This window comes from Cytobacillus firmus DS1 (assembly GCF_000565285.1).
GTDB lineage: Bacteria > Bacillota > Bacilli > Bacillales > Cytobacillaceae > Cytobacillus > Cytobacillus firmus_A.
The window spans coordinates 304,151-319,330 of the sequence record NZ_APVL01000004.1 but is presented as its reverse complement, the minus strand read 5'-3'; the positions used below and the strand labels follow the sequence as shown (position 1 = coordinate 319,330).

Here is a 15,180-nt window from a genome sequence, read left to right as displayed (position 1 = left end):
CGGGCGGATCTGCCGAATAGGATGCAAATCCGTCGTTAACCGCTGAATGGCTTTCTTCTCCTTTTTAAACATGTTATTTTCTAAAATTAAATGTCTGTTCTCTCATATTCCGCTAAATCTTCTTCCAGGCGGAAAGCATCATGCAATGCATTAACAGACTTTATCAAATCTGTCTGCTTCACCAGAACCCAGATTGTTGTATGGCTGTCTGCTGATTGCAGGATGCGGATTCCCTGCTCGGACAATGCCGTAACAATTCGCGAGGCCACACCGGGTACTCCCTGCATTCCAGCTCCGACAACCGAAACTTTTGCACACTCTCTTTCAACAAGCGGATCATGACCAAGGCCCTTTAATATACTAATTGCTTTATCGGTCATTTCTTCCGTAACCGTGTAGTTGACGCCATTCGGATATATATTGATAAAGTCAACACTGATCCCCTGGTTTGCCATAGCTTTAAAGACCTCAGACTGAAGATCATACTGGTCTTTCTTAGCAAGGACCTTTATTTGTGTCACATTGGAAACATGGGCTATCCCAGTTACCGAACGCTCTTTAATATCTGTTCCGCGTCTGTTCTTATTCAATGTTGTGACAAGTGTTCCGGGACTGTCGGAGTATGTTGAGCGGATTCTGATCGGAATTTTAGCCTGCATGGCAATCTCGACAGCACGAGGATGAATCACCTTAGCACCCTGATACGCCATATTGCAGACTTCCGTATAAGTGACAACTGATAAAGGGCGAGCATTTTCAGCTATACGCGGATCAGCAGTCATAATGCCTTCCACATCAGTGAAGATATCAATCCACTCAGCATTTATGGCTGCGCCAAGAGCCGCTGCGGAGGTATCACTGCCCCCCCTGCCGATAGTTGTGACATCACCGGTTTTAGAAGATCCCTGAAATCCTGCCACTACGACAACATCATGATTTTCAAGCTCTTTCAAAAGCCTGTCGCATTTCATATCGATAATTTTTGCGTTAGTATGATCGTTATTCGTTCTAAAACCTGCCTGTGCCCCAGTCAGAGCTGCTGCAGTGATTCCATGTTCATTTAGCATGTTTGATAATACAACACTTGAAATGACTTCACCGCAGGATAAAAGCAGATCCGTTTCGCGTTTGCTGATTTTGGTATTATTGCCTTCTATCAGCGAAAGCAGGGTGTCAGTTGCATATGGATCTCCTTTTCGGCCCATTGCCGAAACAACGACAACAACCTTATATCCATCTGCCAGCGCTTTTCTTATATGCTTAATTGCATGTTCGCGGCTGGTCTCGTCGCGGACTGATGTGCCTCCATATTTTTGAACGATGATATTCATTAAAACACCTCTAACCTCTCAACATGAAGAGAATACGTTAACTATTTTACTATTCCCAGATTAATTAAACTTTCGGCGATCTGCACGGAATTCCATGCTGCCCCTTTAAGAAGATTATCAGAAACCACCCACATATGGAAGCCTTTATCCTCATCCAAATCTTTACGGATACGGCCGACAAATACATCGTTTTTCCCGACACAATCAGCAGGCATCGGATAAATCTGATTATCCGGATCATCCTGCAGAACAACTCCAGGTGCATTTTCAAGAAGGCTCTTTACTTCATTTGCAGTCACACTGTCAGTTTCCACTTCAAAATAAAGGGACTCTGAGTGTCCGGTTGCCACTGGTAGACGAACGCATGTAGCAGCCACTTGCAGCTCTGGCATATGCATGATTTTCTTTGTCTCATTGATCATTTTCATTTCTTCATATGTGTAGCCATTATCCTGAAATTTATCAATTTGCGGAATCGCATTGAATGCAATTTGATAATGTTTTTTATCGCTCTTAACCGGAAGAATTGACGGCTCATACTCTTCGTTATTTAAAATAGCTTTTGTCTGTTCATTCAGCTCTTGAACAGCAGCTGCTCCAGAACCTGAAACAGCCTGGTAAGTAGAAACAATTACTTTTTTCAAACCGAATTTCTCTTTTATTGGCTTCAGTGCAACAACCATTTGGATCGTTGAACAGTTTGGATTGGCTATAATGCCATTATGCTTATGAAGGTCTTCTTCATTTACTTCAGGTACGACAAGAGGCACATTGGGATCCATTCGGAAAGCACTTGTATTGTCTACCACAATGGCACCATGTTCCACTGCATGAGGAGCCAGTTCCTGTGAAACACTTCCTCCCGCACTGAATAATGCAATGTCCACATCTTTAAAGCTCTCTGGCTTTGCCTCCTGAACCGTATATTCCTGGCCCTTGTATGCTACCTTTGACCCAGCAGAACGGGCTGATGATAAAAGGGTTAATTGGGAGATCGGAAAATCTCTATTTTCAAGTGTTTGAATCATTTGCTGACCAACTGCACCAGTTGCTCCAACTACCGCGACATGAAATCCTTTTTTCTGTTCCAAATTTCTTTTCCCCTTCCAGTACCATTATATTTTTCTAGCAAAGTTAGTTTTTAGTGAAAAACAATAGCCCAAAATTCAATAGAACGGCAGCCAAAGTCAATTGGCAGCCGTTTTCCTGCCTGGTTATAAAGATGGCAGGCTTCCATTTATATTATCAGCATATTGTCAATACTCCAAGAGGTTAATACTATTTTAAACATAGCTTGGAGGTTGGTTATCTTAATAATCTTTATTCTAACATATTCGTTCACTAAAGGACTAAAATTTTTTGCTAGAAAAAATAGGGGACTAATTGTCGTCTTTATATTTTTCCACTAAAACCGGCTGAAGCTGTTTGCCTTCCATTGCATGAAGCACTGTATCAGATAATGCTGTCATTCTTGCCACCATTGAATTCGGCTTTTTCACAGGATCATCCTGGCCATATGGAATAAAATAAATATTTTTTGTAGCCATTAGTCTCATTAAATTTACTCCGTTTAAACCCAATGCATCATTTGTAGATATTCCCAGCACCACTGGCTTCCCGTTTCTTAGAGTTGCCTTTGCTGCCATCAGCACAGGTGAATCGGTCATGGCATTGGCGAATTTGCTCATCGTATTTCCGGTAAGCGGGGCAATCACCATGCAGTCAAGAGGAATTTTAGGTCCCAGCGGCTCAGCTTTCACAATCGAATCAATCACTTTATGTCCAGTCAGATCTTCTATTCTCTGAACCCAGTCTTCCCCTTTTCCGAATCTGGTCTCAGTGCTCTTTACGGTAAAGGTGACGACGGGAAGCACTTCAGCCCCTGCAAGAACAAGTCTCTCTATTTCCGGGAACACTGCATCATATGTGCAATGCGATCCAGTTAATCCGAATCCGATTCTTTTTCCTTTCAAACTCATATTGTATTCCCCTTTCTCTTTTGCAAATCTTCCTTAATCAATTGAGAAAGAACATTCGCCAGTATTTGTCCGGCTGTTTTTGGAGCAACGATTCCAGGCAGGCCAGGGGCAAGCAGTGCTTTTACGCCCCGTTTTTCTGCGTAGCGGAAATCGGTTCCTCCGGGCTTTGAAGCCAGGTCAATGATGAGCGTATGTGTCGGCATCTTCGATATGACGGACGCTGTTACAACTAAATGGGGAGCTGTGTTTATGCAAATATCAACATCTTTTACCGCATCATCAATCTCTTTCAGGTTAAATGGAGTTAGGCCCATTTCCGTTATCCTGGCGATGTGCTCACTTTTTCTCGCTCCCACCTTTACTTTTGCACCCAGTGCATGAAAGGTTCTAGCTACACTCATTCCAACTCTGCCTAGGCCGATTACGGCAATATTAGAACCATGTATGGTGAAATCTGTATGCTGGATTGCCATCATGATGGTTCCTTCAACTGTTGGGATAGAATTATAAATAGCTACATCATCTCGTTCAAATAATTGAACAAGACGGCGGTCTGCCGATTTGGTGACTCCGGTTAAATATGAATTGGTTATGCCGGAATATACTGTACAGTGTGCTGGAGTCTGGGCGAGAAGTTCCTCTTCAAAAATCACTTTTTCATTGGAGAAAATCGTTTCAATCTGACCCTCCAGACCCGTACCGGGAACAGGCAGGATAATCGCGTCTATATTGGAAAAGTCCACTTCATCTATTTTTTCTTTTACTGCACCAGAGAACGCATGATCGAGCTGCTCAAAACCAATTAATGCGAGCTTTGCATCAAGCTCCGTCAGTTTACGGATGATTTCGAGCTGTCTTGCATCACCGCCGATGACTGCTATTTGGGTTCCTGTCAGCATGCAACACTCACCTTCTTTTTTCTTTCTTTTTAAGAAAGCATTTATTTTTGAAGCCAAAAACTGCATGACTCCTGGTAAAAGTATCCTCGCACCGGCAACGCCGCTATACTAAACAGCTGCACAAGACAGCAATTGCAAGCAGATTTATCATTAAACAAATGTGGCGTTATTTTGGCCGGCAATTCAATTAATAATCATAAGGGAATTGTTGTAATGAACTACTTCAACATCTTATGTATGAACGGGGCAATAGGTGAGTTTTCCACTTAAAAGAAAATGGGTCAAAGATGGAAGGGTTTTAAAGGGATTAAGGAGATTGACTTTAAACGGTAAAAAACAAAAAGGACCTAATCGGCCCTTCGTTCAAAACTAATCCTGCTGATCTTCAGATTGCGGAATATCAATAATGATCATGTCATTGCCAATTTTCCTTATATGCTCCCACGAAACCCGGATCTCGTCACCTTGGCGCTTGAAGCCGAACCACTTTAATGAAGGAATGAGCAAAGCCTGGATCTGCCCATTTTTTTCATTTATTTCAAGATCTGTCTGCCCAAGTACTCCCAGCCGTTCTGCCCGCTTCACATCCACGATTTCCTTTCCGCTCAGTTCACTTAATCTCATCATCTGCCCCCCTTTTCTTTTTCTCTATATTTTTATCGTTCAGATGGAAGTTTTAGAAGTCCTGGACAAAAAGAAAACAGCCTGCAGGAACAGGCTGTTTCTCCAATTTTGCAATCGGCCCTCAAAATTTACAGATTTTTCGGAAGTTCTCCATCCGGGCTGATTAAAGCCACAGAATAATGATCTGTGAAAATGGAATTCGCCATATTATTAACGCCCTCCATGGAAACTGCATCGATTTCATCGACAATTTCATCCATAGACCGATGGCGGCCAAGAAGCAGTTCGTTTTTGCCATTGCGGCTCATCCTGCTGTTTGTGCTTTCAAGGCTTAACATTAAGCTTCCTTTGAGTTGTTCTTTACTGTTATTCAGCTCTTTATCTGTAATGCCTTCTTTTTTAAGAGTAGCAAGTGTTTCCTGAATCGTATCAAAAAGAACATCCAGCTGTTTAGCTCCTGTTCCGCCGTAAAGCGTAACTATTCCGCTATCCTGAAAAGCAGAATGATAAGAGAAAACAGAATAAGCCAATCCTTTTTGTTCCCTGACATCCTGGAATAGGCGGCTGCTCATGCTTCCACCCAAAATATTATTTAAAACAATCAGATTGTATATATCCTCATGCCCTACCTGCAGTCCCTCGAACCCTAAGCAAAGATGCGCCTGCTCAGTATCCTTTTTACGGGCAAGATGGTTTGAATGGAACTCAGGCTTCTGCTCTGTGCGTTCTCTCTTACCGCCTTCGTAGGATCCAAAGTATTTTTCAACTTCTTTAATGAAAGATTCCTCGATATTTCCGGCAATGGAAATCACGACATTTTCAGGCGTGTATGTTTCATGCATATACTGTTTTAATGTTTCACCATTAAACGTGCCCAGCGTTCCTTCAGTGCCGAGAATCGGATAGCCAAGTGAGTGGTTCTCGTAGATTGCTTTGCTCAAAAGATCATGAACGATATCATCAGGCGTGTCTTCATACATTTTAATTTCTTCGTAAACAACATTCTTTTCTTTGTTCAGTTCCTCATCCACAAATGTGGAGTTAAAAAACATATCAGAAAGCACTTCAAGGGCAAAGTCAGAATGGGTGTCGAGTACTTTTGCGTAATAACATGTATATTCTTTTGAAGTGAAGGCATTCACCTGCCCGCCAATACTATCAAAGCTCTCAGCAATTTCCCGGGCTGATCTCGTTTTCGTTCCTTTGAAGAACATATGCTCAAGGAAATGAGAAATTCCATTATTCTCGGGAATCTCATTTCTTGAACCTGTTCCGATCCATACTCCTATTGCTACAGAACGGACGGTTGGAATGTTTTCTAGTACGACTCTTACCCCGTTTTGGCATGTATATTTCTTGATCAAATAAATTCCTCCTGTTCTGAAACCCAAAGACATAGCTTACATTAGTTTATATTATTATTGTTATTTTTTCCAAAATCCTGATTATTATTTTCTCTATATTGGATTCTCTTCTCGCTTAACAGCTCCGATACTGTTCCAATCTCCAGGTTCTTCTGCTTAAGTCCTGTTATAAGTCTATCAAGTGATTTTGCGGTGGATTCCGTAGGATGCATCAGAATTAGTGCTCCATTATGGACCTTTGATAACACTCTGTTTATCAGCACATCCGGGGAGGGCTTCCTCCAATCCACTGTATCAACAGTCCACATGACAGTGCCAAGGTTTTTCTCGGCAGCAATCTTCACTGTTTCATCTCTATAGCTGCCGCTTGGAGGAGCAAACCATGTAATGGGCTTACTCAGTTTTTCATCCATTGTGGCTTCAATCACATCATTTGTCTTTTGGATTTCTTCCCTTGTCCTGGCAGAAGAGATCACTTTCATATCCGGATGGGTGTACGAATGGTTGCCTACTTCATGGCCTGCATCCATTATCATTCTGGCAAGTTCCGGGTTATTCTTTACCCATCTACCTTCAAGAAAAAAACTTGCTGACACATTATGTTCCTTTAAAGTGGCCAGCATACCGGACAAATATTCATTCCCCCATGCCACATTAATGATGAAGCTGACCATCGGTTTATCGGGATGGCCTTTATATACAGGTGACGGCGGCAGGTCCTTTAACTTCACCTTCGGTTCAATTTGTTTAAATACAAGCTTATCATCATTGAACTTTTTGCCTGACTTCATCTTTTTATATGATGCCTCAACATCTACTTCAATCCCGTTAAGACCGGGAATGGCTTTCCATACAGGGTCAATTTTTGCGTCCTGTGCAGGGATGCTGTATTCCTCTTTTTTTGCAGTAATTTCTTCATATAGTGAACCCTTAGGCTTGGAAACAGTTACGGCATCTGTTTCTTGTTTAAGGCCTGATACATACTGATCAGTAAAAGGATTATTGATAAATACAAGTGCCATCACAAACATGATTGTAATATGGATAAACTTTCTCATTCTTCATGCCTCCTTCAATTCATAGTATGATTTGAAGGGACAAGGTAGAACGGAACCGAATAACAAAGGCGTGCAGTATAGGGCAAAAGCCCATTGAAATTCATATATGTAAAAAGCCAGGGTTTCCCCTGGCTTTTAGGAAATTTTGCCCCGCAAAATGCTTCTCTTTAAAATAGAGGTTAGTATTATTGCTGTGCTTTTTCCTTTTGCTCACGCTGTTCACGCAAAACGGCTTTGCGGGAAAGATTTACGCGGCCTTGCTTATCGATTTCAGTAACTTTTACTAGAAGTTCGTCACCAATGGATAGAACATCTTCCACTTTTCCTACACGCTCTTCAGCAAGTTCAGAAATATGAACTAATCCATCTTTACCTGAGAAGATTTCAACAAATGCGCCGAATTTTTCAATCCGTTTTACCTTGCCCAGATACATTTGTCCAACTTCCACTTCTCGTACGATATCTTCAATAATTTTCTTCGCTTTTTGATTCATCTCTTCATTTACTGATGAGATGAATACTGTTCCATCTTGTTCAATATCGATCTTAACGCCTGTTTCTTCGATAATCTTATTGATCTGCTTTCCGCTCGGTCCAATAACATCACGAATTTTATCAGGGTTGATTGACATCATCAGAATCTTAGGAGCATATTGAGACAGCTCTTTTCTTGGCTGTTCAATAGTGCTCAGCATGGAATCAAGAATCTGCATGCGGCCTTTCTTCGCCTGCTGCAGTGCTTCCTCCAGAATTTCACTGGACAAGCCTTCAATCTTAATATCCATTTGCAGAGCAGTAACTCCCTTGGAAGTACCCGCCACTTTGAAGTCCATGTCGCCAAGGTGATCTTCCATCCCCTGAATGTCTGTCAGGATTGAATAATGCTCACCTGATTTAATTAGGCCCATTGCTATACCGGCAACTGGCGCTTTAATAGGCACACCTGCATCCATCATAGCCAAAGTACTTGCACAAATGCTTGCCTGTGATGTTGAACCATTTGATTCCAGCACCTCAGATACAAGACGAATGGTATACGGGAAATCCTTTTCAGATGGAATTATCGGCTCAAGAGCACGTTCTCCAAGAGCACCATGCCCGATTTCACGGCGGCCTGGCCCTCTAATTGGCCCGGTTTCACCTACACTGAAGTTAGGGAAGTTGTAATGGTGCATGAATCTTTTTTCTTCTTCAATTCCAAGCCCGTCCAGAATCTGTACATCTCCAAGAGCTCCTAATGTACAAATGCTCAGTGCCTGAGTTTGTCCGCGTGTAAACAAACCTGAACCATGTGTGCGCGGCAGAAGGTCTACTTCTGAGGACAGCGGGCGGATGACATCCAATCCGCGTCCATCCGGACGCACTTTATCTTCTGTAATTAAGCGGCGTACTTCAGCTTTAACAATTTTATCAAGGATCTGCCTGATTTGCTTTAGCTTGTCGTCGTCTGCTTCTTCACCTTCATATTTAGCTGTAATTTCTTCTTTAACTGCTTTAATGGCAGCTTCACGGGCATGTTTCTCCTGCACCTGGATAGCTTTAATCATATCTTTCTCACAGATGCCGCGAACTTCAGCCTCTAAATCCTGGTCAACCTGGTATAAAACGACTTCCATTTTCTCTTTCCCGATTTCAGATGCAATTTCTTCCTGGAAAGCAATAAGGCGTTTAATTTCCTCGTGACCAAACATAATTGCTTCAAGCATAGTTTCCTCAGGCACTTCCTCAGCACCTGCTTCAACCATGTTGATCGCATCTTTTGTACCCGCTACAACAAGGCTGATATCGCTTTTTTCAGCCTGATCTACAGATGGATTAATGATGAATTCTCCATCGATGCGGCCTACGCTGACTCCCGCAATCGGTCCCCCAAATGGAATATCCGACACAGAAAGGGCTAATGATGAACCAAACATTGCGGCCATTTCTGATGAGCAGTTTTGATCCACACTCATCACCATGCTTACAACCTGTACATCATTTCTGAAACCGTCAGCGAATAATGGACGAATTGGCCTGTCAATTAAACGGCTTGCCAAAATTGCCTTTTCACTTGGACGGCCCTCTCTCTTAATAAAACCGCCCGGTATCTTACCAACAGCATACAAACGTTCTTCATAGTTAACTGTCAGAGGAAAGAAATCCAGATTTTTCGGTTCTTTTGATGCTGTAGCTGTACTTAAAACTACAGTATCACCATAGCGCACTAAAACTGCACCGTTAGCCTGTTTAGCCAGCTGGCCAATCTCTACGGTCAATTTGCGCCCAGCCCAATCAAGGCTGTAGACATGTTTATCTTGTCCCATAATTGTACCCCTCTCTACATTCACTTATGGACAGGCGTCTATTCTGCCTGGTCCGTTTAATTGTTTAATTATCCTGCATATTCTGCAGGCATTCCTGCGAGGACAGCATCAAAAGCTGATGAGCTTTGCATTGCCCGCAGTCCAGTTTTATATAAAAGCATGAAATGCTCGTTAATCATAATAAAATTAGGCATCTTATAGTATGCACAGTTTTCCCGTTTGCTAAAATAGGATAAGTTATGTATGTACATGATCAGGAACAAAATTCAAGTTTTTAAAGCTAATAAAAAAGCGGGAAAAAATCCCGCTTCTGTTGATTATCGACGTAAGCCAAGCTTATTGATTAACTCACGGTAACGTGCAACGTCCTTGTTGCGAAGGTAAGTTAATAGGTTACGGCGCTTACCAACCATTTTCAAAAGACCGCGACGTGAATGGTGGTCTTTCTTGTGAGTACGTAAATGGTCGTTCAAATTGTTGATTTCTTCAGTAAGGACAGCGATTTGAACTTCTGGAGATCCAGTGTCGCTTTCATGAGTTTTGAACTCATTGATTAGCTCATTTTTACGTTCTTTAGTGATTGCCATCCGGTTCACCTCCTAAATTTTCAATCCCCTGTTACTGAGCAAGCGTCGGTGACTCGACTTGCCAAGCAAAGGTTCATTTGGTACGTTACTTAGAATACAACTTTTTATGACAAAAAGCAAGGCTAAACCCTGTTTTTCTCAAAATATTGCTCAGTCAGCTGTTTATCTTTTTCAATTTGCGCAATTAACTCCTGAACGCCGGCAAATTTCCTTTCGCTTCTAAGATGTTTATGCCATTCAACGGTAACCTTCCTGCCATAAATATCTGAAGAGAAATCAAAAATATGGACTTCAACAGATGGCCTGTCCCCTTTTTCCTGATTAAAAGTAGGTTTGTAGCCAACATTGCAGACACCTTCATACCAGCTGCCATCTACTGAGAATCTTACAGCATACACTCCAGGCGGGGGAATGATGCTGTCATCAGAAACATCCACATTCGCTGTAGGAAAGCCGATTGTACGACCTCTCTTATCACCATGGATAACGATTCCTGATGTTTTATAATATCTTCCTAAAAGGTAGGGAAGATCAGCGGTATTCCCTTCACGGATATATTTCCTTATTAGCGTAGAGCTGATTTTTTCGTCTTCTTTTGCCAATTTTGCAACGACTGAATAATCAAATTGATCCCTCGAATGGAACAGCAATGTTTCCATTGTGCCGCGCCCCATCCGTCCATAGGAATAATCAAAGCCTGCCACGACATGTTTTGCATTAAGACCAATCAGGTATTGGTCAACAAACTCCTGCGGCAGAAGATTAGCAAATTCCCTTGTAAAATTGATAACAAATAAATAATCTATACCAAGATCAGCTATGATAGCAATTTTATCCTCAAGGGGCGTAATATACTCCACATGCTGAACGCTTTTCCCCAAAACCACCGAGGGATGCGGATCAAATGTCATGACAGCACTTTTTAATCCTTTTTGTTCAGCTATTGATTTTGCTTCACGGATGACTTTCTGATGACCCAGATGAACACCATCAAAATATCCAAGTGCTATTGCCAATTCAGGCATTTCGTTTCTATCCATTCGATGGGGATGATGTATATGAATTACTTCCATATTAATATTTCACCTTTTCTCTACAGAGCCTGGCCTATATAAATGCACAGCTTTTTAACGAGTGCTTATTGATCATTCCTTAACACCTTTACTGGCTTCATTAACCCTGGTTTGCGGGGGTGATGCTCATAAATTGCCAGCACAAGACCTTCTTTTTTCTCTACTGCAATTGGGCCTTTAGTGTCGAGCATATGATCAGGGATAGTTAATACAGCCCCATTTTTTACTTTCTCTGCTACTTTATCACTTATTTGAAATTTCGGCAAATGAGAAAGCGCGGCTTCCATAGGTCGAAGAACCTCGGCAATTGTCCCCTTTTCGGCCCTGTCTTCTATTTCTTCAAATGTCAGGCAATCATCAAGTGTCAGTGAGGCCGACTGGATTCTTACCAGATCAGACATATGGGCGGGGTATCCCAGTTCACAGCCAATCATGACTGCAAGCGTTCGGATGTATGTACCTTTGCTGCAGGCTACACGGAAACGGAAGGTAATATTCTCTCCCTCAAACACCTCTCTGTCATCGAGAAGTTCGATTGAGTAGATAGTGACTTTCCTGGACGGCCGTTCCACTTCTATTCCCTGTCTTGCATATTCATAGAGGCGCTTCCCATTTACCTTTACTGCTGAATACATGGGGGGAGTCTGTGTAATTTCCCCGGTCAGGCTTTGAAGTACTTGCAGCACCTGAATTCTGGAAATAGGTGCTGCAACATCTTTCCTCTCCACGACTTCACCTGATGCATCTTCTGTTGTCGTAGAAAAACCCAATGTGACTTCTCCCTCATAAGATTTCCCTGCATCTGTTATGTATTCAGCCACCTTTGTTGCCCTTCCAAGGCAGATTGGAAGTACTCCTGTCACGTCAGGGTCCAGTGTTCCGGTATGACCGATTTTTTTCATTCTTAAAATCTTCCGCAGCCTGAAAACACAGTCATGGGATGTCATTCCCTTAGGTTTAAAAAGCGGCAAAATCCCTTCCATATTATGTACCACCTTGTCTATTTGTGTTTAGAAAAAAATGGATAGACAAAGTGTCTATCCATTCCATTATTCTTCTTCTTTGGAGCGTTCCTCATCTTTGGAACGGCCTTCGTCCTGAATTTGATGGAGCAATGATTCAATACGGTTTCCGTAGTCGATTGATTCATCGAATTCGAATAGAATTTCCGGTGTTTTCCGCAGCCGGATTCGCTGGCCGATTTCAGACCGGATAAAGCCTTTTGCTTTAGCCAGCCCGCGAAGCGTATTTTCCCTCTGTTCCTCATCACCCAGAACGGAGATAAACACGGTTGCCTGCTGGAGATCCCCGGTTACTTGAACATCAGTGACTGTTACAAAACCAACCCGCGGGTCCTTGATTTTTCGGCTGATGATTTCGCCCAGCTCTTTTTTCATTTGTTCTCCAACTCGATTTGCTCTAAGGCTCATTCTATATCACCTCTTCTTAAAGCCACTCAAAATCTGTAATTGTCCGTTCAATTTCCGGGAACGAATCAATCATTTTCAGTGCATTTTGCAGCTCGTGCTCAGTTGAAACCTGAGTGGACGATACAGCCACAATGGCAATTTTAGTCCTCTGCCATAGGTCCTGAAAGTCCACCTCAGATACAGAGACATTGTATCTTTGTTTCAGCCGGGTTAGAATACGCTGCAAAACTGCCCGTTTTTCTTTCAAAGAATGTGTGTCATAAATGATACATTCACAGGCAGCAAGCCCAATTATCATTAACGTTCCACTTCTTCCATAATATATGCTTCGATAACGTCTCCTTCTTTAACGTCATTGAAGTTTTTGATGGTAATACCGCACTCATAGCCTTGGGCAACTTCTTTAGCGTCATCTTTGAATCGCTTAAGAGCGTCAACTTCGCCTTCAAAAATTACAACTCCATCACGGATTAAACGAACGCCGCTGTCACGGGTGATTTTTCCGTCTGTGACATAAGAACCTGCAATTGTACCGATTTTGGAAACTTTGAATGTCTGGCGCACTTCAGCCTGGCCGATAATTTTCTCCTGGAACTCAGGATCAAGCATGCCCTGCATCGCCAATTCGATTTCCTCGATTACTTTGTAGATGATGCGGTGCAGGCGGATATCAACATTTTCTGCATCTGCTGCACGTTTCGCGTTATTGTCAGGACGTACATTGAATCCAATCACAATAGCATTGAAAGCAGCAGCTAAAGTGATGTCAGACTCGTTAATGGCACCTACACCTGTGTGAAGGATACGTACATTAACACCTTCTACATCAATTTTATGAAGAGCAGCAGTCAATGCTTCCGCTGAACCTTGAACGTCGGCTTTCACAACGATGTTTAAGTCTTTCATTTCCCCTTGTTTCATATGTTCAAACAGGTTATCCAGACTTACGCGTGTTTTTTCATTTCTTTGAGCCTGCAATGCCTGCTGGGCACGGGCTTCACCAACCTGGCGGGCTGTTTTTTCATCATCAAGAACAGCGAATCGGTCACCGGCTTGAGGAACATCGTTAAGACCTGTAATTTCAACAGGTGTTGAAGGTCCCGCAGTTTTCACACGGCGGCCAAGGTCATTTACCATTGCACGGACACGTCCAAATGAGTTACCGACAACGATAGGGTCTCCTACCTTCAATGTACCGTTTTGTACAAGCAGCGTCGCAACTGAACCGCGTCCTTTATCAAGCTGTGCTTCGATAACAGTACCAACGGCATTGCGGTCAGGATTTGCTTTGTATTCTTCAACCTCACCAACAAGAAGAATCATTTCAAGCAGTTCATCAATTCCCTCGCCTTTAATAGCTGAGATTGGAACAAAGATTGTGTCTCCGCCCCATGCTTCTGGAACCAGGCCATGTTCAGTCAATTCCTGCATAACACGGTCAGGGTTTGCTGCTTCCTTATCCATTTTGTTAACAGCCACAATGATTGGCACTTCCGCTGCTTTCGCATGGTTAATTGCTTCAACTGTTTGCGGCATAACACCGTCATCAGCTGCTACAACGAGAATTGTTATATCAGTAATTTTCGCACCGCGGGCACGCATAGTTGTGAACGCAGCGTGTCCAGGAGTATCAAGGAAAGTAATCTTTTTGCCGTTTTCTTCAACCTGATAAGCTCCGATATGCTGAGTGATTCCGCCTGCTTCTCCCGCAGTTACTTTCGTGTTGCGGATGGAGTCAAGCAATGTTGTTTTACCATGGTCAACGTGTCCCATGATAGTTACAACAGATGGACGTTCCACCAGTTCGGCATTTTCATCTTCAGCGAAGTATACTTCAAGGTCTGTTGTATCAACCAGTATCTCTTCTTCTACTTCAACACCGTATTCACCTGCAATCAGCTCAATGGCATCTTTGTCAAGTTCCTGGTTAATGGTTGCCATAACACCAAGCATAAATAGCTTTTTAATGATTTCAGAAGGCTCGCGGTGAAGCTTCTTTCCCAGTTCCGCTACTGTCAGTGATTCGCTGAAAGTAATTTTTGAAGGAAGCTCCTTCACTTTTTTAGGAGCTGGGGCCACATGCGTCTGCTGCTGTTTGCCTTTGTTGTTCTTATTCTTATTGTTGTTTCGGTTATTGTTATTGTTTCTATTGTTATTATTGTTTCTGTTGTTGTTATTGCCTCTGTTATTACCGGAGAAGTTTTTGCCGGACTGGCTGCCCTGTCCCTGGCTTCTGTTTTCACCGGATTTATTCTGAGGCTTGCTTTGTGCAGCTGTAGAATTGCCGGCACTATTATTTGAAGCCGGTTTTTGATTTCCCTGCGGCTTCTGCTGGTTTTGAGGTTTGCTCTGCTTTTGAGCCTGGCTGTCATTCTTGATAAAAATACCGTCAAGCTTCTGGACTGCCGCCGGCTCAATCGTTGTCATATGATTTGAAACCTCTATATTCATGTCTTTTAATTTTGTAATAACATCCTTGCTTGAAATGTTATGTTTTTTCGCATATTCATAAACGCGCATTTTACTCAT

The 15,180-nt window shown here is 42.5% G+C and carries 14 protein-coding genes; all 14 read right to left on the bottom strand.

All coding sequences use genetic code 11. The features are described from left to right. Window positions 1-86: 86 nt before the first annotated feature. The 14 genes from dapG to infB all read right to left on the bottom strand — a co-directional run bounded on the left by dapG (window position 87) and on the right by infB (window position 15,180). On the bottom strand, window positions 87-1,331 hold the full coding sequence (gene dapG, locus PBF_RS07710; RefSeq protein ID WP_035329070.1) for an aspartate kinase: 1,245 nt from the start codon (window positions 1,329-1,331) through the stop codon (window positions 87-89). A 41-nt stretch (window positions 1,332-1,372) separates the two neighbouring features. Then, window positions 1,373-2,422, bottom strand: coding sequence for an aspartate-semialdehyde dehydrogenase (gene asd, locus PBF_RS07705; RefSeq protein ID WP_035329068.1), 1,050 nt, complete (start codon window positions 2,420-2,422; stop codon window positions 1,373-1,375). 288 nt (window positions 2,423-2,710) lie between these two features. Beyond that, complete coding sequence (gene dpaB, locus PBF_RS07700) at window positions 2,711-3,310, bottom strand: dipicolinate synthase subunit B (protein WP_035329058.1); 600 nt, start codon at window positions 3,308-3,310, stop codon at window positions 2,711-2,713. Further along, entirely contained in the window at window positions 3,307-4,209 is a 903-nt protein-coding gene (gene dpaA, locus PBF_RS07695) for a dipicolinic acid synthetase subunit A (RefSeq protein WP_035329121.1), read from the bottom strand. Before dpaA ends, dpaB begins: the two co-directional genes overlap by 4 nt. A 369-nt stretch (window positions 4,210-4,578) precedes the next feature. Continuing rightward, a complete protein-coding gene (locus PBF_RS07690) occupies window positions 4,579-4,833 on the bottom strand; it encodes a YlmC/YmxH family sporulation protein (protein ID WP_035329055.1) in 255 nt (84 codons plus the stop codon). Window positions 4,834-4,961: 128 nt separating this feature from the next. Further along, complete coding sequence (locus PBF_RS07685) at window positions 4,962-6,197, bottom strand: M16 family metallopeptidase (RefSeq protein WP_035329054.1); 1,236 nt, start codon at window positions 6,195-6,197, stop codon at window positions 4,962-4,964. A 41-nt stretch (window positions 6,198-6,238) separates the two neighbouring features. Continuing rightward, complete coding sequence (locus PBF_RS07680) at window positions 6,239-7,255, bottom strand: polysaccharide deacetylase family protein (RefSeq protein WP_035329052.1); 1,017 nt, start codon at window positions 7,253-7,255, stop codon at window positions 6,239-6,241. 185 nt (window positions 7,256-7,440) lie between these two features. Then, window positions 7,441-9,561 carry a polyribonucleotide nucleotidyltransferase gene (gene pnp, locus PBF_RS07675; protein ID WP_035329049.1) on the bottom strand — a complete coding sequence of 707 codons (2,121 nt, stop codon included), beginning with the start codon at window positions 9,559-9,561 and terminating at the stop codon, window positions 7,441-7,443. A gap of 317 nt (window positions 9,562-9,878) precedes the next feature. After that, window positions 9,879-10,148 (bottom strand): 30S ribosomal protein S15, encoded by a 270-nt coding sequence (gene rpsO / locus PBF_RS07670; protein WP_009330698.1) that lies wholly within the window; start codon window positions 10,146-10,148, stop codon window positions 9,879-9,881. Between the two features lie 122 nt (window positions 10,149-10,270). Further along, on the bottom strand, window positions 10,271-11,221 hold the full coding sequence (gene ribF / locus PBF_RS07665; protein WP_035329047.1) for a bifunctional riboflavin kinase/FAD synthetase: 951 nt from the start codon (window positions 11,219-11,221) through the stop codon (window positions 10,271-10,273). A 65-nt stretch (window positions 11,222-11,286) separates the two neighbouring features. Further along, the gene (gene truB, locus PBF_RS07660) at window positions 11,287-12,204 is read right to left on the bottom strand and encodes a tRNA pseudouridine(55) synthase TruB (protein ID WP_035329045.1); all 918 of its coding nucleotides are present in this window, start codon (window positions 12,202-12,204) and stop codon (window positions 11,287-11,289) included. 66 nt (window positions 12,205-12,270) lie between these two features. After that, window positions 12,271-12,651, bottom strand: a complete 381-nt coding sequence (gene rbfA / locus PBF_RS07655) for a 30S ribosome-binding factor RbfA (RefSeq protein WP_035329043.1) — start codon at window positions 12,649-12,651, stop codon at window positions 12,271-12,273. Between the two features lie 16 nt (window positions 12,652-12,667). Then, the gene (locus PBF_RS07650) at window positions 12,668-12,949 is read right to left on the bottom strand and encodes a DUF503 domain-containing protein (protein ID WP_035329042.1); all 282 of its coding nucleotides are present in this window, start codon (window positions 12,947-12,949) and stop codon (window positions 12,668-12,670) included. Further along, on the bottom strand, window positions 12,949-15,180 hold the full coding sequence (gene infB / locus PBF_RS07645) for a translation initiation factor IF-2 (RefSeq protein ID WP_035329040.1): 2,232 nt from the start codon (window positions 15,178-15,180) through the stop codon (window positions 12,949-12,951). The genes PBF_RS07650 and infB overlap by 1 nt, the downstream gene beginning before the upstream one ends.

What these genes read in the sequence shown, in the direction of transcription:
- PBF_RS07690 (WP_035329055.1), bottom strand. Translation starts at nt 4,833, where the DNA reads ATGAGATTAAGTGAACTGAGCGGAAAGGAAATCGTGGATGTGAAGCGG.
- rpsO (WP_009330698.1), bottom strand. Translation starts at nt 10,148, where the DNA reads ATGGCAATCACTAAAGAACGTAAAAATGAGCTAATCAATGAGTTCAAA.
- dapG (WP_035329070.1), bottom strand. Translation starts at nt 1,331, where the DNA reads ATGAATATCATCGTTCAAAAATATGGAGGCACATCAGTCCGCGACGAG.
- PBF_RS07650 (WP_035329042.1), bottom strand. Translation starts at nt 12,949, where the DNA reads ATGATAATTGGGCTTGCTGCCTGTGAATGTATCATTTATGACACACAT.
- truB (WP_035329045.1), bottom strand. Translation starts at nt 12,204, where the DNA reads ATGGAAGGGATTTTGCCGCTTTTTAAACCTAAGGGAATGACATCCCAT.
- infB (WP_035329040.1), bottom strand. Translation starts at nt 15,180, where the DNA reads ATGAGTAAAATGCGCGTTTATGAATATGCGAAAAAACATAACATTTCA.
- dpaB (WP_035329058.1), bottom strand. Translation starts at nt 3,310, where the DNA reads ATGAGTTTGAAAGGAAAAAGAATCGGATTCGGATTAACTGGATCGCAT.
- pnp (WP_035329049.1), bottom strand. Translation starts at nt 9,561, where the DNA reads ATGGGACAAGATAAACATGTCTACAGCCTTGATTGGGCTGGGCGCAAA.
- ribF (WP_035329047.1), bottom strand. Translation starts at nt 11,221, where the DNA reads ATGGAAGTAATTCATATACATCATCCCCATCGAATGGATAGAAACGAA.
- PBF_RS07680 (WP_035329052.1), bottom strand. Translation starts at nt 7,255, where the DNA reads ATGAGAAAGTTTATCCATATTACAATCATGTTTGTGATGGCACTTGTA.
- rbfA (WP_035329043.1), bottom strand. Translation starts at nt 12,651, where the DNA reads ATGAGCCTTAGAGCAAATCGAGTTGGAGAACAAATGAAAAAAGAGCTG.
- dpaA (WP_035329121.1), bottom strand. Translation starts at nt 4,209, where the DNA reads ATGCTGACAGGAACCCAAATAGCAGTCATCGGCGGTGATGCAAGACAG.